Here is a 23,362-nt window from a genome sequence, read left to right as displayed (position 1 = left end):
GAGGGCATTTAACGACTACTAAATGCCCTGTTTAAAAATCACAACGCGGTTATTAAAATCTCTTTTAAAAACTTGGTTAAATTTAAACCAAAGTCTTCAGGTCGAACGGCACTGATAATTTTTACATTCACCTGACTTAAATCTAACTTTTTGACTTCAGAATAGCTTGAGGTTTTTAAGTTATAAAAAGCCATGACGACAGGCTTCATAGGAGTCTCTTTGTTGCCGCGAGTTATTATCGCTAACCTATCATTATCCAATTTTACAAGAGAGCCAACGGGGTGCACACCTAAGCATTTTATAAATTGAGCAACAAGTACCTGGTCGTAACTTTCATCACTTAGAAGCTTCACTAGGGCTTTAGAAGGGGTCACGGCTTTACGAAATGGCCGTTCATTAATCATCGCATCGTAGCTATCTACAATCCCGGCCATGCGAACGTATTCACTTACATCATGTTCACTCTGCGCATCTGGATAACCTGTGCCATCGATTCGTTCGTGATGGTTGAAGATAATATCTTGTACTATCGCGGTTACACCTCCGCAGCGGTCAACTAAATCAAGACCAATATCCACATGGGTTGTAATAATTTCTTTTTGTTGGAGGGTTAGTTTTGCTGGGGATTGCGTAATGTCTTTTGGCATGTTGGTCATACCGACATCCATTAACAATCCGGCTAGACTTAACTCTTCAATTGCTTGCGGACCCATGTTTCTATAATTTGCAAACATCGTCAGTAAAATAGAACAGTTTAGAGAATGCTCTAACAAATATCTTCCTGATTTATTCAGTAAGGTTAAGCAACTCAAGCCACTTGGCATGTTTAATACTGATTCTATTATATTTGCACTTAAGTTCTTCACATCGGACAGTGACGGCGTATCGTTGGCTGCTAAGCGCTTAAAAAATCGACTTTGAATAACCAAGGCTTCATCATATAGCTTAGTAGCAGCCTCAAGTTGTTCACTATCAGTATAAGATTTTATTTTGGGGGGAGGCGATGGAGGTGTTTCTTTAATATCGTCTTGTTCTACTTTAGGAGTGACAACTGGTGGTGGAAGATTACTTCGAGATAAATCAATTTCTACTTTGGTTACACCTTTGCTCTTTAACAAATCAATTGATTTAACTGATTTTACTAGGCCTTTTGTTTTTATTTTTAATTTGCCTTTTTGTTCGATAACTTCATTAACAAACATGCCTGGCTTTAAATCTTCGATTTTGATCGCTTCAAGCATTACTACCCAGCACTCCCAACAGATTTTTAAGGTTTTAAATGAAGCTGTATTTTATCCCAATAGTAATTTCAAATCTCCTTTTAAATCGTGGTTTAGAAATTTAAACAAGCATCCAGGCAAGGAATTTACTCCGTCGTTCCTGGATGCTGTTATTACAAGAGAACTATCTTAACCAAGCTAACGCGTTATTTTCATAATCAAGAATTTTATCGTCTAGTTCTAAGGTTTGACCAATAGCATCAAGCCCTTTAATCAAATTGTTTTTATGGTGTTCAGGGATATCAAAATGATATTCATGCTCAGCCACTTTAACCCTTTGATTGGGTAAATCGATAAAAATTTGGGTTTCAGGCTTGTCTTTCACAATGGCAAAAAGACTGTTCATCTCGTCATTGCTAAGGCTAATTGGCAATAATTGATTATTTATACAATTACCATAAAAAATATCAGCGAAACTGGTGGCAATGATGACGCTGTAGCCGAAATCAGCGAGGGCCCAAGGAGCATGCTCACGGCTTGAACCGCAACCAAAATTTTCACGAGCTAGTAGAATACTCGCTCCCTGATATTCAGGTTTGGTTAGGGCAAAATCTGGGTTGACTTCTTTTTCATGTAAATCTAAATAACGCCAATCGTGAAATAAGTGTTTGCCGTAGCCTGTGCGAGTAACCCCAGTCAAAAATTGCTTGGGAATGATTTGATCTGTGTCCACGTTGGCTTGATCAAGTGGTGCTGCTGTACCTAAATGGGTTGTGAATCCTGTCATCATCTACTCCTACAAGTCGCGTACATCAATGAAGTGACCAGTGATCGCAGCTGCAGCTGCCATTGCTGGAGAAACTAGGTGGGTTCTTGCCCCACGGCCTTGGCGTCCTTCAAAATTTCGGTTACTCGTTGACGCACACCTATCACCTGCTTTGAGAATATCGTCGTTCATTCCTAAACACATTGAACAACCGGGTAGGCGCCATTCAAAACCCGCATCAATAAAGATTTGGTCGAGTTTTTCTTCTTCAGCCTGTTGTTTAACTGATACGGAACCGGGAACAACTATGGCTGTTACGCCTTCTGCTACTTTTCCTTTTTTAGCAATCTGCGCTGCTGAGCGCAGGTCTTCAATTCGACTATTAGTACAAGAACCGATAAATACATTATTGACTGCAACATCCGTAAGCTTTGTACCCGCTTTCAAATCCATATATGCAAGGGCCTTACTAGCTGATTCACGCTCGATGGGATCGCTAAAGTCTTCTGGGGTTGGAATGGCATTAGTCACTCCAGTCACTTGGCCTGGGTTGGTTCCCCAAGTTACCTGTGGGGCAATGTCTTGTGCTTGCAATTCAACCACTTTATCAAAATGCGCACCCTCATCGGTATGCAAGGTTTTCCAATAGGCTACTGCTTCATCCCAAGTTTCCCCAGTTGGCGCATATTCACGACCTTTAATGTATTCAAACGTGGTTTCATCAGGTGCAATAAAGCCCGCTTTTGCTCCTGCTTCAATGGTCATGTTACACACTGTCATGCGCTCTTCCATGGTTAACCCACGAATGGCTTCTCCGGCATATTCGATAACATACCCAGTGGCGCCGGCATGGCTTATTTCACCAATAATGGCCAGAATGATGTCTTTTGCTGTGATGCCAATGGGTAATTTTCCATCAACATTAATTAGCATACTTTTGGCTTTGCTTTGTTTTAATGTTTGGGTGGCAAAAACATGCTCAACTTGTGAAGTACCTATACCAAAAGCAAGGGCGCCAAATGCGCCATGGGTTGCCGTGTGGGAATCTCCACAAACAACCGTCATACCGGGTAAAATTAAGCCAAGTTCAGGCCCTATTACATGGACGATACCTTGCTTTTGATGTCCTACAGGGAATAATTCAATACCGTGTTCTTTACAATTGTTGGCTAAGGTCTGCAATTGCAGTTGGTTTTCCGGGCCGCAGGCATCTATTGCTAACGAGCGAGTAGAAATACTGTGATCCATGGTTGCGAAGGTTTTTTGTGGACATCTTACTTTACGTCCTTTTTCATTTAACCCTGCAAACGCTTGTGGAGTGGTGACTTCGTGGATCAGGTGACGGTCAATATAAATAAGATTATCTTCACCCAATTGATCGACAATATGGGATTCCCAAATTTTGTCATATAAAGATTTTGCCATTTTTAGTTCCTAAATTTAAAGCGTAGCCTGCAGGCTAATTTTAGCTATTTTGCGCTGCTGATAATATGTGCTGACTAATTACGTCACCCACTTGCGATGTAGTTTTGGCTAGATGGCGTTTTTCTGGAGGAAGTAACTCTCCTGTTAATACACCTTCAGCTAACGCTTTACGCACCGCATCATCAATTTGATCTGCCGCTTCGCCCTGATTCAAGCTATAACGTAGCATCATCGAAGCAGACAATATTTGCGCAATAGGGTTAGCAATGCCTTTACCTGCAATGTCAGGCGCTGAGCCTCCAGCAGGTTCGAACATACCAAAACCGCTCTCATTAACACTCGCAGACGGTAATAATCCCATGGAGCCTGTAATCATTGCACACTCATCAGAGATGATGTCGCCAAACAAATTAGAACAAAGCATCACATCAAACTCGTTGGGGTAACGCAGTAATTGCATGGTGGCATTATCAATATAGATATGCTCAAGTTGTACTTCTGGATAATCCTTTGCTACTTCTTCCGTTACTTCACGCCATAAACGAGAGCACACTAGCACATTCGCTTTATCTACCGAGGTGACTTTTTTGCCGCGCTTCATCGCCGCTTCAAACGCACTTTTAGCTATACGACGAATTTCACGTTTTGAGTAACGCATAGTGTCATAGGCAAATTGCTCTTCGCCTTCACCCTCAAGTCCTTTAGGCTGACCAAAATAAATGCCACTGGTGAGTTCTCTGATGACGAGTACATCAAATCCACTTGCTGCGATATCTGCGCGAAGGGGGGATAGTGATTCTAAGCCTTCATAAATCTTAGCAGGTCGTAAGTTACTGAATAAATCGAAGTGGCCTCGCAATGCAAGCAATGCAGCTCGTTCTGGGCGTTGCTCCAAAGGCAAACTATCCCATTTAGGACCGCCTATGGAACCAAACAAAATTGCGTCTGCTTGTTCGCACCCTTTTAGGGTGTACTCTGGGAGAGCCTTTCCATGATTATCAATGGCTAAGCCACCCACATCATATTCGTTCAGAGTAAATGACAATCCGCAGGTTTTTTCAACTGCACTGAGCACTTTTCTGGCCTCAGCCATAATTTCTGGACCTATACCGTCTCCTGGTAAAACGGCAATTTCATAATTAGACATGTACTTATTAAACCCCTGCAATTTTTATTTGTTGTTTCTTCTGTTGATCAATTTGATCAGCTAAATGTGTGTTGTTTAACACATAAATGAGTGCTTTGACGCCCGACTCCACGATATCGGTGGCAAGACCGATACCGTTGAAACGGCGACCATTATATTCGGCGATTAGACTGACTTGAGCGAGTGCATCAGCACCTTCACCTTTCGAGTCTAATTTGAAATCAACCACATCGACTCTGCTGTGACCTATGGCTTTAGTAATGGCATTGAAGGCTGCGTCTACTGGCCCGTTACCCACAGCTGATTCGGTAACTTCAGATTCACCAATACGCATTTTCACGGTAGCACTGGGAATAATTTCCCGACCCGAATTGGCTTGTAAATAGAGTAGCTCGAAATGAGCTTGGTCTTGTTTCTGTTGATCAAAAAACAACAGTGCTTCTAAATCATAGTCAAACACTTGGCCTTTTTTATCGGCTAATTTCAAGAATGCACTGTAAATCGCTTCTAAGTCATAGTCGCTTTGTTTATAGCCTAACTCAGTCAATCTATGCTTAATGACATGGCGACCTGAACGTGAAGTTAGGTTTAAGTTATTTTTATTAATTCCCACACTCTCTGGAGTCATGATTTCATAGGTGTTTTGTGCTTTTAGAACACCGTCTTGGTGAATACCAGAAGAGTGACTAAACGCGTTGGCTCCTACAATGGCTTTGTTAGCCTGAACCGGCATATTACATAACTGGCTAACGAGTTTAGAGGTACGTGAAATTTCATTGGAGTTGATGTTGGTTTGCAAACCCAACATGGCATGGCGGGTTTGCAATATCATTGCAATCTCTTCTAATGAACAGTTACCCGCGCGTTCACCTATTCCATTCATTGTTGCTTCAACTTGTCTTGCACCATTTTCCACGGCAGCCAAGGAGTTAGCAACGGCCAAACCTAAGTCATTGTGACAATGAACTGAGATAGTTGCTTTGTCGATGTTCGGGACTCGATTGTATAAATTTTTAATGATCCCACCGAACTCTGTTGGCGTTGTATAACCGACAGTATCAGGGATATTGACCGTAGTTGCGCCAGCGTTGATTGCCGCTTCAACCATGCTGCACAAGTAGTCGATATGAGTACGTCCTGCATCTTCGCAGGAAAATTCTACGTCATCTGTATAGCGACGAGCGTGTTTAATGGCATGAACCGCCATTTCCACAATCTCTTCTTGGGATTTTTTAAGTTTAGCGCCAACATGTATATCTGAGGTTGCGATAAAGGTATGAATACGAAATTGATCGGCAACCTTTAAGGCTTCACCACAGGCATCAATATCTTTTTCTAGTGCTCGAGATAAGCCACATACAGTGGCGTTCTTGATTTCTCTGGCAATGCTTTGCACTGACGCAAAGTCACCCGGTGACGACACTGGAAATCCAGCTTCAATGATATCTACGCCTAAACGTTCAATGGCAAACGCAATTTGCAGTTTTTCTTTAACAGTGAGACTTGCAGGCAGCGCTTGTTCGCCATCACGCAAGGTTGTATCAAATATTTTCACTTGATTAGACATATTTTTTCTCCTGTTAAGTATATTGCCCATACAAAAAACCCGTGCGTTGCACGGGTTTTAAAATCAGTTGTGACATTTACAACCTACCCGTGCAGTCTCGCTGCCAGAAGTAGTAGGATGTTCAGTAAAGCTATTTTTCGTAAAGCCACATTGTTCTCAATTAATCAAATTTAGAGTAAATTCTCCAGTGGTGTATTTGTATCCTTTATCAGCCTATGCGTCAACCTTAGTTAATAAATCCATATATATCGCTTTGGAATAACTAACCTTAACTCGGGATAAGCAGGCGTATATGGCGCATTTTGCAGTGGAAATTTCACTAAACTCAAAAAACTGTTCATTAACTAAGCGACCTTTTAACCTATGTTGCTTTTAGGTTAATTACTTATAGGTCTTCCAATTGATGGTTGTGGATAGCAATAATTCTCGTAAGCTGAGCGTGCGGGGAATGGTTTTCCCCTTATGATTCCAGCTGTGACCGCAACACGCTGCGGTGATATTGCTTTTATTGGGGATTAATAAGGTTTTGCTTTGCAATGAATGTTCATACTCGCCTAAATAAGCGCCGTTGAAATCAAACCAACCATGTTTATTGAAATGCAGTTTATGCTGTTCTTGGTCGATTCTATCAACAGAGTCTAACTCCACGGTTTCAACGCCCATATCACTCATGCAAATCGGTGAGGGTAAGCCCATACGAACATAATTGCTAAACCAAACAAAGGTTTTTTCTGGATCGTACTTACTACTAACACATTTAGCCGTTTGTTTTGCTTGCCAGCTGCCATTGTGAATATCCACTTGAATTGGATAGTCTTGGGCAAGTAAATATTCGGCTGCATTTTTAATATGGTAGGGCAATCCGGATAACCGACGTTGTAACAATCGTATATTATTCGGTGCGGTTTTACTTAAGGAGTGTAATTCTCTTTCATACAGGGCATTACACAGCTCGGCAAAATGGCGCTGTCTTTGATCTGAGGCGAAGATATCAACTTGTTGTTGATGATTGGTATCGGACATTATCTGACTTATATCAGACAATTAGGGTAGTTGTAAGCATGCACCAGATAAAACTCAGGCTGGCACATGCTCATTAGGCTTTATTGACCTTTAATTTCAGCGCGACCGCCGTAACTAACTGAGTCACCTAAAGCTTCTTCAATGCGCAGCAATTGGTTGTACTTAGCAACACGATCAGAACGGCATAGAGAACCTGTTTTGATTTGTCCTGCTGCGGTTCCTACTGCTAAATCTGCAATGGTTGCATCTTCAGTTTCACCACTTCGATGAGAGATAACGGCTGTGAAACCTGCATCTTTAGCCATCTTAATCGCATCTAAGGTTTCTGAAAGTGAACCAATTTGGTTAAACTTAATCAGGATAGAGTTACCTACACCATTATCAATACCGCGTTTAAGAATCTTGGTATTGGTCACAAACAAGTCATCACCGACAAGTTGTATTTTATCGCCGATTTTGCCTGTTAGGTAAGCCCAACCATCCCAGTCGCTTTCATCCAAACCATCTTCAATTGAGATAATGGGATACTTAGCAGAAAGGTCAGCTAAATAATCACTGAACTGTTCAGAGTTAAAGACTTTTCCTTCACCTTTCATATTATATTGGTCGTCAACATAAAACTCAGATGATGCACAATCGAGTGCTAGGGTAACGTCTTTATCCATGACATAACCAGCGCTTTCAACTGCTTGGATAATAACCTTAAGGGCTTCTTCGTTTGAGCTTAGGTTAGGGGCAAAGCCACCTTCGTCGCCAACTGCAGTGTTAAGGCCTTTAGCAGACAAAACTTTTTTAAGGCTATGGAAGATTTCAGCGCCCATACGTAGTGCTTCACGGAAATTTGGTGCGCCTACCGGCTGAACCATAAACTCTTGAATGTCTACGTTGTTATCAGCATGCTCACCACCGTTAATGATATTCATCATGGGGACTGGCATTGAGTACTGTCCTGGCGTGCCGTTAAGTTCAGAAATATGTTGATATAAAGGAACGTTTTTCTCCATCGCCGCCGCTTTAGCAACTGCCAGAGAAACCGCAAGAATGGCATTAGCACCAAACTTTTCTTTATTTTCTGTGCCATCTAGGTCGATCATAACCTTATCTACTGCACGTTGTTCAAGTGCATCTTGACCCACTAACGCTGCCTGAATATCACCGTTAATAGCGGCAACGGCGTTAAGTACACCTTTACCTAAGTATCTAGACTTATCACCGTCACGTAATTCCAATGCTTCACGAGAGCCAGTTGATGCGCCAGAAGGAGCACAAGCTCGCCCCCAAGCACCACTTTCCAAATAAACGTCTGCCTCTACGGTTGGGTTACCACGCGAGTCCATTACCTCACGGCCAATAATCTTGCTGATTTTTGCCATTCTTGTTGCCTTATAAAAATGTTTAATTTACGTTCTAAGCACTCGCATAATAATGCCTTTGTTTAAGGCTTATATTTATTATACGAATAGGCGCTTGGTTCTTCTTTTAATTATTATTTTTATGGTATTCACCAGCGGCGTGCACAAACCCTGTAAATAGAGGGTGGCCGTCACGGGGTGTAGAGTTAAATTCTGGGTGAAATTGGCCTGCAATAAACCATGGGTGATCAGGTAATTCGATAACCTCAACCAAACGTTTATCGGTAGATAAACCAGACACAATTAAACCTGATGCTTCAATTTCATCACGCAGATTGTTATTTACTTCGTAACGATGTCTATGGCGTTCATAAATTTCTGTATCGCCATAGGTTTGGTGCACCTTTGTATCTGGAATTAAATGGCACAATTGACTACCCAAACGCATTGTACCACCTAGATCAGAAGTTTCATCTCTGACCTCTGTGCTGCCGTCTGATTCCAGCCATTCGGTAATTAAGCCGACGACTGGGAATGGGGTATCTGGATTAAATTCAGTACTGTTCGCATCCGCCATGCCAGTTACGTTTCTAGCATATTCAATTAATGCAACCTGCATCCCTAAACAAATTCCCAAATAGGGTACTTTGTTTTCACGAGCATATTTAGCGGCAGCTATTTTCCCTTCAATACCACGTTCGCCAAATCCACCTGGAACCAAAATAGCATCAAGATCGTGCAATACATTTTCGCCTTTGCTTTCGATATCCTGAGAATCGATATAACGGATATTGACTGAAAGACGGTTTTTTAAGCCTGCATGTTTTAATGCTTCGTTAACTGATTTGTATGCATCGGGTAATTCGACATATTTGCCGATCATGCCGATATTGACTTCGTCATTTGGATTAGACTCTGCATATAAAACTTGTTCCCACTCAGTCAAATCGGCTTCAGGGCAATCTAAACCAAAACGTTGAACCACTAATTCATCCATACCTTGGGCTTTTAGGCCCGCAGGAATGCGATAAATACTATCCACATCTTTTAAACCGATAACGGCTTTATCGGGGACGTTCGTGAATAATGCAATCTTTTGACGTTCGTTTGAAGGAAGGGCACTCTCTGAACGGCAAACTAGAATATCTGGTTGGATACCAATGGAGCGCAACTCTTTCACGGAGTGTTGAGTGGGCTTGGTTTTCACTTCACCGGATGCAGCCATGTAAGGAACTAATGTTAGATGCATATACATGGCGCGCTCACGCCCTAATTCTGCACCTAACTGACGAATTGCTTCGAGAAATGGTTGTGACTCTATATCACCTACAGTTCCACCTATTTCAACAATGGCTACGTCTACTCCTTCTGCGCCTTCTATTACCCGACGTTTTATTTCGTTAGTAATATGAGGAATAACCTGTATGGTCGCGCCAAGATAGTCACCGCGTCTTTCACGTTTTAATACTTCTTCGTATACGCGACCTGTGGTGAAATTATTGCGTCTGGTCATACGGGTACGAATAAAGCGCTCGTAATGACCTAAATCTAAATCTGTTTCTGCACCGTCATCGGTAACAAATACTTCGCCGTGTTGAATGGGGCTCATAGTGCCCGGATCCACATTAATATATGGGTCCAGTTTGAGCATCGTAACTTTCAATCCTCTAGCTTCGAGAATTGCAGCTAACGAAGCTGCGGCAATACCTTTTCCAAGTGATGAAACGACACCACCTGTGACGAAAATATAATGTGTCATGTGTAACCTAAGACGTTTTGGAGTTGATAAGAATACTTGACCAAGGAACCGACAAAGTTTCGGCATATGGACGGCTCAACAGTATACGGAAACCTGCCTGTCCATACAACGAACTTTTTCATTAAACAGCGACAAATCTTGATTTGATTTAAACTACATTCAGTCAATGCTAATAACGTCTATATTATTAAGATTGTTTGCTCATTTCTTTAAGGGAATAAACTAATGCTAGGGCTTCTTTAGGCGTCAACTCATCGGGTTCCACTTGCTTCAATTTAATCCGTAATTCATCTACACAGTCCAAAAGATCTAATTGCTGTGAGTGATCACTTACTGCCAGCTCACTACTGTCAATGTTTGGTTGTTTTTCCAAAATAGCGAGTTTTGTTTTGGCGGAGCGAATAACACTCTTCGGCACTCCGGCTAGTTGCGCCACTTGTAAACCATAACTGCGATTAGCAGGGCCTTCTTGAACCGCATGCATAAAACGAATTTCATCGTTGTGTTCAATAGCATCAAGGTGCACATTAGCTAAACTGTCGAGCTCTGAAGCCAATTGAGTCAATTCAAAATAATGGGTGGCAAAAAGTGTGTATGCGTGAATCTTAGATGCAAGGTATTCGGCACATGCCCAGGCTAATGATAGGCCGTCATAGGTGCTGGTTCCACGACCAATTTCGTCCATTAAAACTAAACTATTGGCCGTTGCATTATTTAAAATATTCGCCGTTTCGGTCATCTCCACCATAAAAGTAGAGCGGCCAGAGGCGAGATCATCTGATGCTCCAATGCGGGTGAATATTCTATCTACAGGGCCGATAACGGCCTGCTGTGCGGGCACAAATGAACCTATGTACGCCATCAGCACGATCAATGCTGTTTGCCTCATATAAGTTGATTTTCCGCCCATATTTGGCCCTGTTATAATCAACATTCGTCTAGATGGGGTCATCGCTAAGGGATTGGCAATGAAAGGCGTTTTCATCACATTTTCAACCACAGGGTGGCGACCTTGTTCGTAGAATATTCCGCTCTGTTCAGACATTTCCGGACAATGTAAATCTAAGGCTTCTGCTCGTTGTGCTAAATTACAAATAACATCTAACTCAGCCAGTCCCATAGCACTTATCATGAGCTCATTTAATTGGGGTAATAATAAATCGAAGAGCTGATCATATAACTGCTTTTCCAAAGCGAGTGCGCGTCCTTGGCTGGTAAGTACTTTGTCTTCGTGCTCTTTGAGTTCTGGAATAATATAGCGTTCGTTATTTTTTAAGGTTTGACGGCGGACATAATCCGCAGGGACCTGATCGGCAAAACTGCGACTAACTTCAATATAATAGCCGTGCACTTTATTGTAATTTACTTTAAGTGAGGGAATACCCGTTCGTTCTTTTTCTCTAATTTCCAACTGTTCGAGATAGTCTGTAGCACCTTTGGCTAGGTTTCTGAGTTCATCCAACTCTGCATTGTAGCCTGGGGCGATCACACCTCCATCTCGTATCAATACCGGTGGGTTAGGGATGATTGCGTTGGATAACAATTCACCAAGTTCAGGAAAATTGTTGATATCTTCACTCAATTTAACAAACTCTGGTCCTAAATTCGCCAAAGTTTGTTGAACCTTTGGTAGCATTTCAAATGCATTGCCTAATCGGGAAAAGTCTCTTGGACGAGCGGAACGTAAAGCTAACCTGGCTAAGCAGCGTTCCATATCGCCTACAGATTTAAGCATATCTCGCAAATCTTCGTATTCGCCTTCATGTAAGGCTTTTATTTGCTGTTGACGGCTATTAATAACCTGTAAGTCGCGCACAGGGGTTTGGATCCAGCGTTTTAATAAGCGACTACCCATGGGCGTAACTGTATAATCTAGAATACTCGCTAAAGTATGTTCAACGCCGCCAGATAAATTCAAGGTTAACTCTAGATTGCGCCTGGTGGCTGCATCCATGAGTACGGTATCGTCATTATTTTGCAATTGGATTTTGCGTATGTGCGGTAAAGCCGAACGTTGGGTGTCTTTAACATATTGAACAATACAGCCAGCAGCACAAATCGCAATTTTTGCATCTTGCACACCAAAGCCATTGAGCTCTGTGGTACCAAATTGTTGGTTTAGTTGCTTGTTGGCCGTTTGCAAATCAAATTCCCATACAGGACGTCGCCTTAAGCCTGCGCGATCATCGATTAAATGCAGATGACTAAACCCCTCAGGATATAGCAATTCGGCAGGATTACAGCGTTGTAATTCAGCTAATAATGCTTCTTCTCCAGTAAATTCAGATAAACTAAAACGGCCGCTTGTAATATCGATCACGGCAAAACCAAACACGTCTTTTTGGGAAAACACAGCCGCTAACAAATTATCTTGCTTGTCTTCGAGTAAGGCTTCGTCGGTTACTGTGCCTGGGGTGACAATTCGTTGTACTCGCCTTTCGACTGGACCTTTGCTGGTGGCAGGATCTCCCACTTGTTCAACTATCGCCACCGATTGCCCCATTTTAACTAACCGGGCAAGGTAACTTTCTACAGCATGATAGGGCACACCGGCCATAGGAATGGCGTTCCCACCTGACTTGCCTCTGGCGGTTAAGGAGATATCTAGTAGTTCCGAGGCTTTTTTTGCATCGTCAAAAAACAGCTCGTAAAAATCGCCCATTCGATAGAAAAGCAGAATATCTGGATGTTCAGCTTTTATGGTTAAGTACTGACGCATCATGGGAGTATGACTATCTAGATCTGGCTGTTTAACGCTATTACTCATTGAGGTTGGGATCTCTTTGCAGGTTGAGGTTATGCTTGAATAAATGACTTACCTAAAGCAAGACAATTAAAAACAATTGGGCATTATAAGAAGTATGGGTTTTTTTTCTAGCAGTTGTTAGTACAATCTGCCACTTAAAATTAATATTGGAGCATATTTGTATATGTTAACCGAATCAATCGATTTAATGGCGCAGCAACTTGGTCAGCAGTTACAACAAAAAGGTTGGACGATAAGTTGTGCAGAATCTTGCACCGGCGGAGGCGTTGCCTTTGCAATCACCAGCGTTGCGGGAAGTTCTGAATGGTTTAAGCAATCCTTCGTTACTTATTCTAATGAAGCAAAACATGATTTGTTAGGGGTTAGACAGGAAGTTTTGATTTCCTTTGGCGCTGTGTCTGCTCAGACTGTTGAACAGATGGCTTCAGGATGCGCACAAAAATCCCACGCCGAAGTGGGCGTTTCCATAAGTGGTATTGCCGGACCTGATGGTGGGACAGAAGACAAACCTGTAGGTTTAGTGTGGTTTGGCTTTTATATCAATGGTGATATTTTTACTGAAAAACAGATATTTTCTGGGGATCGTCATGAAGTGAGGCTGCAAGCTATCGAGTTTGCGTTAAAACAGGTTAGTCAACGAATTTGTTAAGGCTTTACATATTGTTAAGGCGTTAATACGTCTTACCTTTAATAGACATTTTTAACTCATCAGGTCAGAAAATTACAAAACAAGTAAAACTGTACTTGCAACTGTATAATCATACAGTATACTTCTCAGCATAAACTTTAGGTTATGAAACAAATAAACAAGTTCGTTGAACCCTTGTTTAATTTATCACGCTATTTTCGAAGGATATTCCGATGGACGATAATAAATCTCGCGCATTATCAGCTGCTCTAGGGCAGATTGAAAAACAATTTGGTAAAGGTGCGATTATGCGCCTTGGAGACAACCAAGCTTTAGATATTGAAGCGGTTTCAACCGGCTCTTTGACAATTGATATTGCGCTGGGAATAGGTGGCTTGCCATGTGGTAGAGTCGTCGAAATTTATGGTCCAGAATCATCTGGTAAAACAACCCTGACCTTACAAGCTATCGCTGAAGCGCAAAAAATGGGTAAAACTTGTGCCTTCGTAGATGCGGAGCATGCCTTGGATCCAGTCTATGCGGCCAAATTAGGGGTGAATATTGATGATCTGTTGGTCTCTCAGCCTGATACCGGTGAACAAGCATTAGAAATCTGCGATATGTTAGTGCGTTCTGGTGCGGTTGACGTTGTAGTGGTCGATTCCGTAGCGGCGTTAACGCCGAAAGCTGAGATTGAAGGTGATATGGGAGATTCCCACGTTGGTTTGCAGGCACGTTTGATGTCACAAGCGCTACGTAAACTAACCGGTAATATCAAACGGTCAAACACCTTAGTTATCTTCATTAACCAAATTCGTATGAAAATTGGGGTAATGTTTGGTTCTCCAGAAACCACAACTGGTGGTAATGCCCTTAAGTTTTATGCTTCGGTAAGATTAGATATACGCCGTATTGGTGCGATTAAAGACGGCGATGAAGTGGTTGGTAATGAAACCCGAGTAAAAGTGGTTAAAAATAAAGTTGCTCCGCCATTTAAACAAGCTGAATTCCAAATTTTATATGGCCAAGGTATCTGTAAAGAAGCTGAGTTGATTGACTTAGGTGTAAAGCAGAAGTTTGTTGAAAAGGCGGGGGCTTGGTATAGCTACAATGGAGAGCGTATCGGTCAAGGTAAAGCCAACGTGGTTAAATACCTACGAGAACACACTGATATGGCTGATGATATTGAGAAACGCCTCAGAGCTGAGTTATTACTGTCTAAAACAGTCAAACCAGAAGATCCTATAGCTTCTGAGGATGTGTTGTAACCCTAACCTTACACACATTCCCTAAGCGTGAGTTCCCCGCTAATTTTATTGGCGGGGCTTTTTAAATACTGAAATAGATACTTTTCTTTGTAAACTTTCCATCTTATGCGTAAATTTTTTACAATTTGGATTGCCTGTCTTTCTCTTCTATTTTTTTCTTTATCTCTGAATGCCGATTAACGGGTTCATTTAAAATTCTCTTATCTAATTGAAATATAATAATAAAATGTGCTTTTTATGTTCATTCTAATATTTCTTTGCGCTGTTACTTCACGATGGTGCGGTTTCTGCAACCCTTTAGACTGAATAACAACACAATCAAAGTGAAATTTTGATTATTTTTTCGATCATTAAAAGGAGATATTTATGAGTAATGAAGTGAAACAAGTAAACAAAGTAACTGATGTGATTGAAGTATTAAGCGCTGGCGCAGACTTTTATGAAGAAAGTATCGACAAAGCATCTCATCAATCGGTGAAACAAGTTTTTGCAAGAATGATGTTTGAGAAAAAGGCGGCAATCGAAGCTCTACAGCCTTTCGCCATTGCTGAAAAAGGTGAGAAAGAAAAAGGTGAATCCATTGCGGTTAATATACGAAACATGTACACCAAATTAGTCGGTGCTTTGTCTTTCGACAAAGAACATACGTACATTAGTCAACTTGAAGAAGTTGAAGATAAAACCTTAGAAATTATTGATGAGGCTCTTAAAGAAACCCAGCCTGATACATGCACCTTAGCACTTCGAGAAATCCGTGGCACTATGCAAGCTTGTCACGATGAAATGAAAGCTCTGCAGGAAATCACTGCTTAGCCGATAACTTAATAGTTATAAGCCGCTCACAGGGCGGCTTATAATGTGATTGTAAACTAATCAATGTTCATCAGTGAGGTACATTATGGATATCATTCGACTTATTTTAGCTATTCTATTGCCACCCGTAGGAGTCTTTCTTCAAGTAGGATTCAGTGGCGCTTTTTTCTTAAATATTCTGCTGACTATTCTTGGTTACTTACCCGGAATAATCCACGCAGTTTGGATTATTGCCAAAAGATAAAGTTAATAATATTAAGAGTAAAGTCCGCAGCAATATAATTTAAATTTGCAAGCGGACTACTTTCATTGCAGATACCCTTACTCTGATTGTGCTTGTTCTTTCACGACGAGCTCAGTGAATAGTGGGAAATGATCAGAATCGATGGAAGGCAGCCTTTTTATGTCTATCAGCATGAAGTGATGGGAATGAAAAAGGTGATCAAGAGGCCATCGAATAACTGGATAGTCTGCATGAAAGGTATTGAAAAAGCCCCTGCCAATTCTAGGATCTTGTAATCCACTCTTATGACGAAAATTTCGTGTAGTAGGAGACCAGGCAACGTCATTTAAATCTCCAGTCACTATGGTCGGTTGTAGAGAGTTTTTCACTTCATCGGCAATCAAAAGTAACTCTTTGTCTCTGGGCTTTGCTGTTTCGTTTTCTGTTGGTGACGGGGGAGCAGGATGCATAAAATGAAATTTTACTTTCACGTTTTGTGCAAAATGGATATAACAATGAACCGATGGCACATCCTTCTCAATTAATTCCATAACCTGTAAATCGGATATTTCAAACTTACTGTAAACGTGCATTCCATATAAATTTTCCAAAGGCTTATTAACTCGATATGGATATTTTTTGTGGATGGGACTCATTGCTTCCTGCCACCACTTATTTGTTTCCAATGTGACTAAGATATCCGGTTCATATTGGGTCACTAAGTCTATTAGTTTTTGAGCTGATTTGTTCGGCATGAGTACGTTTGCAGTGATGACTTTAATACTTGTGCTGGATTGCGTTTTTGTTCCTTGTTCAACTTCTTTAGGATAAAGAAATGTGTAAGGCAATATCCAAATTACTTGATAAAGTAAACTTGCGATGTTTACTGCAAGTAGACTTATCATTAAGGTATTTTCGCTGAAGATTGCCGTTAGTAAAATATTAATTACGATTAACACAACTATCTGTACCCGAGGGAACTCCCAACTCCGGCATATCCAATGATTGCTAGGTAATAAAGGGAGTAGAGTAATGGCTAAAAGAAAACCGCTGGTACAAAGTAGAGTTGTTTCAATCATATTTTTTACGAATTGATGTAATTGTTGCAAAGAATATCAGAAGTATTTACAAGAATAACCTTTTAATTATGGGGTGGTTCGTACTAAAAATCGTTAATTACTTGTTTTGATTGAATTAAGTTGTGCCTTTTAAAGTGGCATATTGGTTGCTCCTTATAAATTACTGTCTTTCAATAATTGATTGATAGCATTTAACTAAAAAAGGAGCATTACATGTCAAACCAAGCACATTCAGCTAGCAATATTCCTAAACAGGGCCGTGATGAGTCAGACACTCCAATTGCTGACAAGGTAACAGATGCCCTTCATCACTCAGTTGATTCATTATCGAAGCAAGCAGCTAAGACTGAAGAAAAAGTAAGGCACTCTGCAAGCGCTTCAGCAGAAGCAATGTCGGAAAAACAGCAAGAAGCTTTAGATTTCTGGAATTCTTCAGCGGTAGGGAAATTTACCAAAGAGAACCCGGTTGCAACAGCAGGTATCGCATTTGCTGCCGGTATGGCACTGACTGCACTTCTGAAAAGAAAGTAGACTTCTGATGATTGATGGCGAGACTCACCAGCGCGAAAAATCTGCAGCGACTGACAATGACGTTGCAGATTTTGCTGAACTGCAGGCAAGTTGGGCTAGGGTGTGGGAGTCACAAAAAGCACAAGTAGGCAAGGCGAAGACGCTAGCAGTTCAGGAATTAAAACTTTCTGTGAAAGGATTGGTGTTGAGCTTTGTTTGCATTTTACTGTTAGTCGGGATTAGTTTAATTACCTGGACCGGCTTACTTTTCACCTTAGGTTATAGCGCTTATAGTTACGGTGTTCACTGGATGGTTGTTGCTGTTTTTTTAATCACCCTAAATCTACTTTTGTTTTGGGTTATCCATCGAGTTTTCAAAAATGCCGTTTGTTCTATTGGACTTTCTACAACACTCAATACTTTATTTGGTAAACCTACAGAAAATTCATCAACTCAAACTTAACGAGGTTTAATATGTTTGATTTATTGGCCGCACAAAAAGCCCGAGTCGATAACGAAGCGTCTATATATAAAGTGTCCAAAGATATTAAGCAGCAAAGGTTAGAGTATGCCCAAAACCAATCTAAACAATGGCTGGGATCTCCTAAAGGGCTGTTAACGTCTTTTGTAGTTGGCTCTTGTTACGAACTTCAATCGGGATCAGATTCAAATTCTAGCAAAACCATCATCAGTATTTTATTGCGACTTATATAGCTTTAGCGATTAAGTTTGATGGGGTTTGTGGGAGTTTTTCTGTCGATAACGCTAATCGACCGCGCCAATGTGATAAAGCTTGTTCACTTGCTGTCACGGCTTTGATCACGTTTAGCATTTGAATCGAAGCATCAGAAATACGCTTTCCCTTATTGGTGGTTGCTAATACCATTCGAGTCATCTCTGGTTGCTCTATCTTTAAAGTTTTAATGACCTTGCTCTCTTCTAAATGGTACATTGCTGAGGAAGGTAATATCATCAATCCCTCGCCTTGGATCACTTGTCTTAATCCTGTCATTAATTGTCCTGAATACGCTTTATCGTGTTTTAAGGCAACCCCCGTGCGCTGTTCATAATTATTGATTAGCTTTCCTAGAGCGTCTTTTAGGCCTGGCGTTAAAAGCTCAAATTGACTTAACTCCCAAAAATTCACTGAATCTCTATGTAACAACTGCTTGAAGTTTTTCGCACTATCATTCCCCCCAACAACCAAGTACATAAACTCTTCGATAAGGGGGTAGGAGCTCATAAAATTCTGATCTATTTCTTGTTCATAAGTTAACGCGATATCGAGTTGATTGGTTTTAAGCCATTCTTTTACCGCGTAGGACGGGCCTGTACTAATTTCTAATTTGATGTGAGGGTGAAAATGATTGATCTCAGCAATCAGAGGCATTGACAAGACATTTCCAATTGACGGTAGCATGCCAACCCTAACTACTCCCGAGGAGCTTTTGACGAGTTGCTGCAGTTCGCTCTTAGCGTCATTGATGTTTTTGGTTATTGATTCAGCATAATTAACAAATATTTGCCCTGCATGGGTAAGCCTCACACCTTTGTAGCTGCGCTCAAGAAGGACTGCGCCCATTTCTCTTTCTAAATTAGCTAATTGCTGACTAATGGCGGGTTGAGCAATGTCGAGGTCTCTTGCTGCGGCTGCAATGCTACCTTGCTGTACAGTCATCAAAAAGTACTCAAGTTGTTTAGTATTCATTTAACAGCTACCTCTAACAATGACGCTTATTTAATGATAATTGGTGTCCTCCATTGCACTAAATTAGTTACATATCGGTTTCAGACTTATTTTTTGCACTATTCCTTGTAATTACTTGTTAATTAAGCATTTTTTATACCATGGCTATGATGTATCTAGTTTGATAATGTAAAAAATATGTTTAGTTCAATTTTTGATAATATTTTTTTGAGCAAAACGAAATCTATATGCTCTTGTTATTCATAAGAAAAATTTAAGGCTCAATGTTTTTCTTATAACCCTCAATAATCTTTTTTCTTCCGCCTCGTCACAGCATTTTTTAGTCTCTTGAAAGATAGTTGATAGGCCTGATGCATTATCAAAAAATCTATTTGCTTGAAGTTGGTGCTTAATTGAACCCAAAAAGGGCACTCCCTAAGTCGAAATTAACTCAGGAATTTGAAACTAAAAACACTCAAGAATAAAAAATAAAAAGAAAAAATAACAAAACACTATTTAGAACACATATTTGATAGGGGAACACACAATGAAACTAAACAAAATTAATGCCGCCATTTTAGCGGGTTTATCTGGTTGTGCTATTTCTCTGATGAGTGCTCCTTTAGCACTCGCGCAAGAGGCTGCGGCAGAAGAAGACAACTTAGAAAAGATAGCGATAGTGGGGGTGCGAGGTGCTCCAAGAACAGTGACCAGTTCACCTGTCCCTGTAGATGTGCTCAGTGCCGATGACTTAAATGCGGTCGCGTTTTCAGATATGAATGATGTCCTAAAAACCTTAGTACCATCTTATTCAGTTTCTCGACAGCCTATTTCAGATGGCGGTACCTTTATCCGTCCTGCTCAGCTGCGGGGGTTACCTACAGACAAAACCTTAGTACTCGTAAACTCTAAGCGCCGTCACCGTGCTTCTTTAGTTTCCATTGGTGGTTCAGGTACACAAGGGCCTGATCTAGCGACCATTCCTACCGCAGCGATAGCGAGTGTGGAGGTACTGCGTGATGGTGCTGCTGCCCAATATGGTTCTGATGCCATCGCAGGGGTAATCAATTTCCAGCTTAAAAATAATACTGAAGGCGGTATGTTTTCAGCAGAAATTGGACAATATTTTGAAGGCGATGGTGATCAGTTGGTCATCGCAGGTAATAAAGGGTTTGCTTTAGGTGATGATGGTTTTTTAAGCATCTCCGCTGAGTATTCAGATTCGGAAGCCACTTTCAGAGGAACCCAGTATTGTGAAGCTTGGTTCTGCGTTGACGAACAATCTGCAGAATATATTGCAGCTGCAGAGTTACAAGGTCAAACAATACACGGTTCGTCTCAAGTTCAGCCGTGGGGACAGCCCAATTCAAGCGGTACTCGGATTTTTGTGAATGCAGGGTATTCACTTACTGATGATGTTGAACTTTATGGCTTCGGAAATTATTCAGAAAGTGAAGGTGATGGGTCATTCTTTTATCGTTATCCGGGTAATGGCACCATTGAAGATCTTCGTTTGGAAGATGGTTCTATATGGAGCCCAATCGAAATATTTCCTGGAGGGTTTACACCACGTTTCTTCGGAGACGTAACTGACTACTCACTGCTTGGTGGTATAAAAGGGGTGAACGATGCATTTAGTTACGATATAAGTGCCCGATATGGTTACAATGAAATTTCGTATACGTTAAGCAATACTGTTAACCCATCAATGGGTAACTTGTCACCTACGTCATTTAAACCGGGTGATTTAAGTAATGAAGAGACACAAATTCAAGCTGACTTTGCTTATGACTTAGCTGATTACGTTCTTGCTTTTGGTTTGAGTTATATGGATGAGTCTTATGAAATCTCCGGCGGAGAAGAAGACTCGTACTTTGCAGGCCCTTACGCTTCTGCAGATCCTTGGGATTTCTGTACAGATGATTATCTACCGACTGAAGCTGGTGAAGCTGTTATCGATAGCGGTTCGACACTAGATTGCGCTAATTATACGACCAACGATGTAGATGGTGACGGTTTTGAAGATGACGGTATTGAAGGATTAGATCCGGTTTACCGAGTTGTTGGTGTAGGTTCAAATGGTTTCCCTGGTTATTCTCCTGAGTTCTCAGGTAAATACTCTCGAGATTCCTATGCTGCTTATGTGGATATTTCAGGTGATCTTACTGACAAACTATTTGCACAAGCTGCACTGCGTTATGAAGATTATTCTGATTTTGATTCCGAGCTAGTCTATAAAGTCGCTGCTATTTACCAATTTACTGATGAGTTTGCAGTTCGTAGCTCATACGGAACTGGTTTCAGAGCACCAACGCCAGGTCAGCAAGGTACAACCAATGTGTCTACTCGCTTACCCAATGGGTTTCCGGTTGCGACAGGTTTGTTTCCAGCAGGTGGTTCGGTTGCCCAAGCACTTGGTGCTGAAGAGCTTCGCCCTGAGTTATCGACTAACTTTACATTGGGTTTGACCGCAGCAATTGGTGATTTCAGCTTAACCGTTGACTACTACCATATATTATTGGAAGACAGAGTGTATGCTGTTTCTACCATGGACGTGTCTACCGATCCGTCAAGTGGTGATGATTACACTAACTATTTGAATCTGGCCGAAGCCGGTGTAGTGGGCGCTGAATCCATTGGTGGTGTTTTCTTCTTCCAAAACGCCTTCGATACAATAACTGAAGGCCTTGACGTAGTTGGTACCTACGCTTTGAAATCTGATTTTGGCGAAACAATGTTTACCGCTTCGATCAATTATAACTCTCAGGAGTTTGATTCAGATCCTAGTGATTACTTAAACGCAGAAGATCAATTCGATTTTGAGAATGGGGTACCCGAAATGCGCGGTGTGTTCTCGATTAATCACAGTTACGAGGATTGGAGTTTAACTACACGTTTCAGTTATTACGGTGAATATGAAAATGCCAACGATAGCTCAGTTGATACTGAAATCCAAACTTTTGGTTCAGAGCTAATGGTTGATCTGGAAGGTACCTATCATATCAATGACATGTATACGGTTTCCATGGGAGTTCGTAATATTTTCGACAACTATCCTGATGTAGCAACAATGGGAGATTCATGTTGTGGACGCGTTTATCGCTCAGATTCGGTGGTTGATTGGCAAGGTGGTTACTACTACGCCAAATTTATTGCTAATTTCTAAATCGTTAAACGATTAGAAGATACTGAAATGGCAGAAGGGGCGAAAGCCCCCTGCTTGTTTTACGAGTTTATTTTTTATTAAGTTGAGTACATATTTTGAAAACCATTTTTAGTGGAGCGATGTTGTGATGGAGATAGAGTTACTCTGGTTCGTTCTAACGTTATGTTGTGCCGGCGCTGTTGCTGGTATTACCGCGGGATTATTTGGAAACGGTGGTGGTTTTGTCGTGGTGCCCGCCCTATTGGCGGTTTTTCCGTTTTTTACACCCAATTCTGAAGAGTTGGTGAAAGTGGCGATAGGTACGTCTTTGGCTTCCATAGTGGTATCGAGTGCCCGGTCAGTGATGGCCCATCGTCGTCGAGGTGCGGTTGATTTTGATGTCCTCAAGTCATGGTCTATTTGGATTGTTTTAGGGGTTCTGGGAGGGCTTGCCATTGCTAACCATACAAGTAGCGTTGGTTTAACTATTGTTTTTGCCGCAGGGGTTTTGCTGTATTCAATCTATTTTCTTTTCCCAGATTTTGTTGTTCGTCCAGGGGTGTCCTTTTCAATGCCTTCAGGCATGGGCAAAGCCACACTGGCATTTGTATTGGGCGGGTTTTCGGCATTATTGGGTATCGGTGGCGGAACGCCAACTGTTATCACTATGGTTATGTGTAAACGCACCATACAACAGGCAGTGGCAACTGCAGCGGGTGTGGGATGTCTAATTGGCTTGCCTGGTGCTATCGGATTTTTGTTTATGGAAAACACTAGTCCTGAGAGCATGCCATTTGGCACTGTTGGATACATCAATCTGCCGGCCTTAATTGCCATCAGCGTTGGTTCCATTTTAACTGCACCATTTGGGGCTTCATTGGCCCATAGTTTTAGCGAGAAAAAACTCAAACGTTTGTTCGGTATTTATTTAGTAATTGTATCAACTGCCATGTTTATCAAAGTTTTGTCGTAGACACATTTTA

General features: G+C 41.3%; 20 protein-coding genes. 9 read left to right on the top strand and 11 right to left on the bottom strand.

The window, feature by feature from the left end:
- Window positions 1–38 precede the first annotated feature (38 nt).
- From Q4574_RS05560 to mutS, 9 genes are all read right to left on the bottom strand, one after another.
- The gene (locus Q4574_RS05560; RefSeq protein ID WP_303472419.1) at window positions 39–1,241 is read right to left on the bottom strand and encodes an HD-GYP domain-containing protein; all 1,203 of its coding nucleotides are present in this window, start codon (window positions 1,239–1,241) and stop codon (window positions 39–41) included.
- A 163-nt stretch (window positions 1,242–1,404) separates the two neighbouring features.
- Window positions 1,405–2,007 carry a 3-isopropylmalate dehydratase small subunit gene (leuD, locus tag Q4574_RS05555; RefSeq protein WP_303472417.1) on the bottom strand — a complete coding sequence of 201 codons (603 nt, stop codon included), beginning with the start codon at window positions 2,005–2,007 and terminating at the stop codon, window positions 1,405–1,407.
- Between the two features lie 9 nt (window positions 2,008–2,016).
- Entirely contained in the window at window positions 2,017–3,411 is a 1,395-nt protein-coding gene (leuC, locus tag Q4574_RS05550; protein WP_303472415.1) for a 3-isopropylmalate dehydratase large subunit, read from the bottom strand.
- A 40-nt stretch (window positions 3,412–3,451) separates the two neighbouring features.
- Entirely contained in the window at window positions 3,452–4,558 is a 1,107-nt protein-coding gene (leuB, locus tag Q4574_RS05545; protein WP_303472413.1) for a 3-isopropylmalate dehydrogenase, read from the bottom strand.
- A 7-nt stretch (window positions 4,559–4,565) separates the two neighbouring features.
- A complete protein-coding gene (gene leuA, locus Q4574_RS05540) occupies window positions 4,566–6,125 on the bottom strand; it encodes a 2-isopropylmalate synthase (protein WP_303472411.1) in 1,560 nt (519 codons plus the stop codon).
- Window positions 6,126–6,506: 381 nt separating this feature from the next.
- Window positions 6,507–7,148, bottom strand: a complete 642-nt coding sequence (locus tag Q4574_RS05535; protein WP_303472409.1) for a hypothetical protein — start codon at window positions 7,146–7,148, stop codon at window positions 6,507–6,509.
- Between the two features lie 80 nt (window positions 7,149–7,228).
- Window positions 7,229–8,521, bottom strand: a complete 1,293-nt coding sequence (eno, locus tag Q4574_RS05530) for a phosphopyruvate hydratase (RefSeq protein ID WP_303472407.1) — start codon at window positions 8,519–8,521, stop codon at window positions 7,229–7,231.
- 106 nt (window positions 8,522–8,627) lie between these two features.
- The gene (locus tag Q4574_RS05525; protein ID WP_303472405.1) at window positions 8,628–10,259 is read right to left on the bottom strand and encodes a CTP synthase; all 1,632 of its coding nucleotides are present in this window, start codon (window positions 10,257–10,259) and stop codon (window positions 8,628–8,630) included.
- 187 nt (window positions 10,260–10,446) lie between these two features.
- Window positions 10,447–13,026 (bottom strand): DNA mismatch repair protein MutS, encoded by a 2,580-nt coding sequence (gene mutS, locus Q4574_RS05520; RefSeq protein WP_303472403.1) that lies wholly within the window; start codon window positions 13,024–13,026, stop codon window positions 10,447–10,449.
- Window positions 13,027–13,189: 163 nt separating this feature from the next.
- Here mutS and pncC point away from each other — a divergent pair, with 163 nt between their 5' ends.
- From pncC to Q4574_RS05500, 4 genes are all read left to right on the top strand, one after another.
- Window positions 13,190–13,675 carry a nicotinamide-nucleotide amidase gene (gene pncC, locus Q4574_RS05515; RefSeq protein WP_303472401.1) on the top strand — a complete coding sequence of 162 codons (486 nt, stop codon included), beginning with the start codon at window positions 13,190–13,192 and terminating at the stop codon, window positions 13,673–13,675.
- Between the two features lie 212 nt (window positions 13,676–13,887).
- Complete coding sequence (gene recA, locus Q4574_RS05510; protein ID WP_303472400.1) at window positions 13,888–14,922, top strand: recombinase RecA; 1,035 nt, start codon at window positions 13,888–13,890, stop codon at window positions 14,920–14,922.
- Between the two features lie 366 nt (window positions 14,923–15,288).
- Window positions 15,289–15,735, top strand: a complete 447-nt coding sequence (locus Q4574_RS05505; RefSeq protein ID WP_303472398.1) for a PA2169 family four-helix-bundle protein — start codon at window positions 15,289–15,291, stop codon at window positions 15,733–15,735.
- 85 nt (window positions 15,736–15,820) lie between these two features.
- Window positions 15,821–15,979 (top strand): YqaE/Pmp3 family membrane protein, encoded by a 159-nt coding sequence (locus tag Q4574_RS05500; RefSeq protein WP_216046824.1) that lies wholly within the window; start codon window positions 15,821–15,823, stop codon window positions 15,977–15,979.
- A gap of 77 nt (window positions 15,980–16,056) precedes the next feature.
- Here the strand turns inward: Q4574_RS05500 and Q4574_RS05495 are convergent, their stop codons facing one another.
- Complete coding sequence (locus tag Q4574_RS05495) at window positions 16,057–17,037, bottom strand: endonuclease/exonuclease/phosphatase family protein (protein WP_303472394.1); 981 nt, start codon at window positions 17,035–17,037, stop codon at window positions 16,057–16,059.
- Window positions 17,038–17,250: 213 nt separating this feature from the next.
- On the opposite strand from Q4574_RS05495, the gene Q4574_RS05490 reads away from it, so the two are divergent.
- Genes Q4574_RS05490 through Q4574_RS05480 form a run of 3 tightly spaced genes read left to right on the top strand, consistent with a single transcriptional unit; the run spans window position 17,251 to window position 18,261 of the window.
- Window positions 17,251–17,568 carry a DUF883 domain-containing protein gene (locus tag Q4574_RS05490; RefSeq protein ID WP_303472392.1) on the top strand — a complete coding sequence of 106 codons (318 nt, stop codon included), beginning with the start codon at window positions 17,251–17,253 and terminating at the stop codon, window positions 17,566–17,568.
- A gap of 7 nt (window positions 17,569–17,575) precedes the next feature.
- A complete protein-coding gene (locus tag Q4574_RS05485; protein WP_303472390.1) occupies window positions 17,576–18,010 on the top strand; it encodes a hypothetical protein in 435 nt (144 codons plus the stop codon).
- Window positions 18,011–18,021: 11 nt separating this feature from the next.
- Window positions 18,022–18,261 (top strand): hypothetical protein, encoded by a 240-nt coding sequence (locus Q4574_RS05480; protein ID WP_303472388.1) that lies wholly within the window; start codon window positions 18,022–18,024, stop codon window positions 18,259–18,261.
- Here Q4574_RS05480 and Q4574_RS05475 read toward each other — a convergent pair.
- Window positions 18,254–19,255 carry a LysR family transcriptional regulator gene (locus Q4574_RS05475; RefSeq protein ID WP_303472385.1) on the bottom strand — a complete coding sequence of 334 codons (1,002 nt, stop codon included), beginning with the start codon at window positions 19,253–19,255 and terminating at the stop codon, window positions 18,254–18,256. The two genes, Q4574_RS05480 and Q4574_RS05475, sit on opposite strands and share 8 nt — an antisense overlap.
- A gap of 526 nt (window positions 19,256–19,781) precedes the next feature.
- Here Q4574_RS05475 and Q4574_RS05470 point away from each other — a divergent pair.
- Window positions 19,782–22,400, top strand: coding sequence for a TonB-dependent siderophore receptor (locus Q4574_RS05470; RefSeq protein ID WP_303472383.1), 2,619 nt, complete (start codon window positions 19,782–19,784; stop codon window positions 22,398–22,400).
- A 127-nt stretch (window positions 22,401–22,527) separates the two neighbouring features.
- The gene (locus Q4574_RS05465) at window positions 22,528–23,352 is read left to right on the top strand and encodes a sulfite exporter TauE/SafE family protein (protein ID WP_303472830.1); all 825 of its coding nucleotides are present in this window, start codon (window positions 22,528–22,530) and stop codon (window positions 23,350–23,352) included.
- The last annotated feature ends 10 nt before the right edge of the window (window positions 23,353–23,362 follow it).

Origin of the sequence: Aliiglaciecola sp. 3_MG-2023 (assembly GCF_030548205.1) — a bacterium.
Taxonomy (GTDB): domain Bacteria; phylum Pseudomonadota; class Gammaproteobacteria; order Enterobacterales; family Alteromonadaceae; genus Aliiglaciecola.
The sequence above is the reverse complement of the archived record's forward strand: the minus strand, read 5'-3'. Positions and strand labels throughout refer to the sequence as shown.

Coding starts and splice junctions, on each gene's coding strand:
- leuD (WP_303472417.1), bottom strand. CDS start 2,007: ATGACAGGATTCACAACCCATTTAGGTACAGCAGCACCACTTGATCAA.
- Q4574_RS05480 (WP_303472388.1), top strand. CDS start 18,022: ATGTTTGATTTATTGGCCGCACAAAAAGCCCGAGTCGATAACGAAGCG.
- Q4574_RS05560 (WP_303472419.1), bottom strand. CDS start 1,241: ATGCTTGAAGCGATCAAAATCGAAGATTTAAAGCCAGGCATGTTTGTT.
- Q4574_RS05495 (WP_303472394.1), bottom strand. CDS start 17,037: ATGATTGAAACAACTCTACTTTGTACCAGCGGTTTTCTTTTAGCCATT.
- Q4574_RS05490 (WP_303472392.1), top strand. CDS start 17,251: ATGTCAAACCAAGCACATTCAGCTAGCAATATTCCTAAACAGGGCCGT.
- Q4574_RS05535 (WP_303472409.1), bottom strand. CDS start 7,148: ATGTCCGATACCAATCATCAACAACAAGTTGATATCTTCGCCTCAGAT.
- mutS (WP_303472403.1), bottom strand. CDS start 13,026: ATGAGTAATAGCGTTAAACAGCCAGATCTAGATAGTCATACTCCCATG.
- leuB (WP_303472413.1), bottom strand. CDS start 4,558: ATGTCTAATTATGAAATTGCCGTTTTACCAGGAGACGGTATAGGTCCA.
- Q4574_RS05500 (WP_216046824.1), top strand. CDS start 15,821: ATGGATATCATTCGACTTATTTTAGCTATTCTATTGCCACCCGTAGGA.
- Q4574_RS05485 (WP_303472390.1), top strand. CDS start 17,576: ATGATTGATGGCGAGACTCACCAGCGCGAAAAATCTGCAGCGACTGAC.
- Q4574_RS05465 (WP_303472830.1), top strand. CDS start 22,528: ATGGAGATAGAGTTACTCTGGTTCGTTCTAACGTTATGTTGTGCCGGC.
- Q4574_RS05475 (WP_303472385.1), bottom strand. CDS start 19,255: ATGAATACTAAACAACTTGAGTACTTTTTGATGACTGTACAGCAAGGT.
- pncC (WP_303472401.1), top strand. CDS start 13,190: ATGTTAACCGAATCAATCGATTTAATGGCGCAGCAACTTGGTCAGCAG.
- Q4574_RS05525 (WP_303472405.1), bottom strand. CDS start 10,259: ATGACACATTATATTTTCGTCACAGGTGGTGTCGTTTCATCACTTGGA.
- Q4574_RS05505 (WP_303472398.1), top strand. CDS start 15,289: ATGAGTAATGAAGTGAAACAAGTAAACAAAGTAACTGATGTGATTGAA.
- eno (WP_303472407.1), bottom strand. CDS start 8,521: ATGGCAAAAATCAGCAAGATTATTGGCCGTGAGGTAATGGACTCGCGT.
- leuC (WP_303472415.1), bottom strand. CDS start 3,411: ATGGCAAAATCTTTATATGACAAAATTTGGGAATCCCATATTGTCGAT.
- recA (WP_303472400.1), top strand. CDS start 13,888: ATGGACGATAATAAATCTCGCGCATTATCAGCTGCTCTAGGGCAGATT.
- Q4574_RS05470 (WP_303472383.1), top strand. CDS start 19,782: ATGAAACTAAACAAAATTAATGCCGCCATTTTAGCGGGTTTATCTGGT.
- leuA (WP_303472411.1), bottom strand. CDS start 6,125: ATGTCTAATCAAGTGAAAATATTTGATACAACCTTGCGTGATGGCGAA.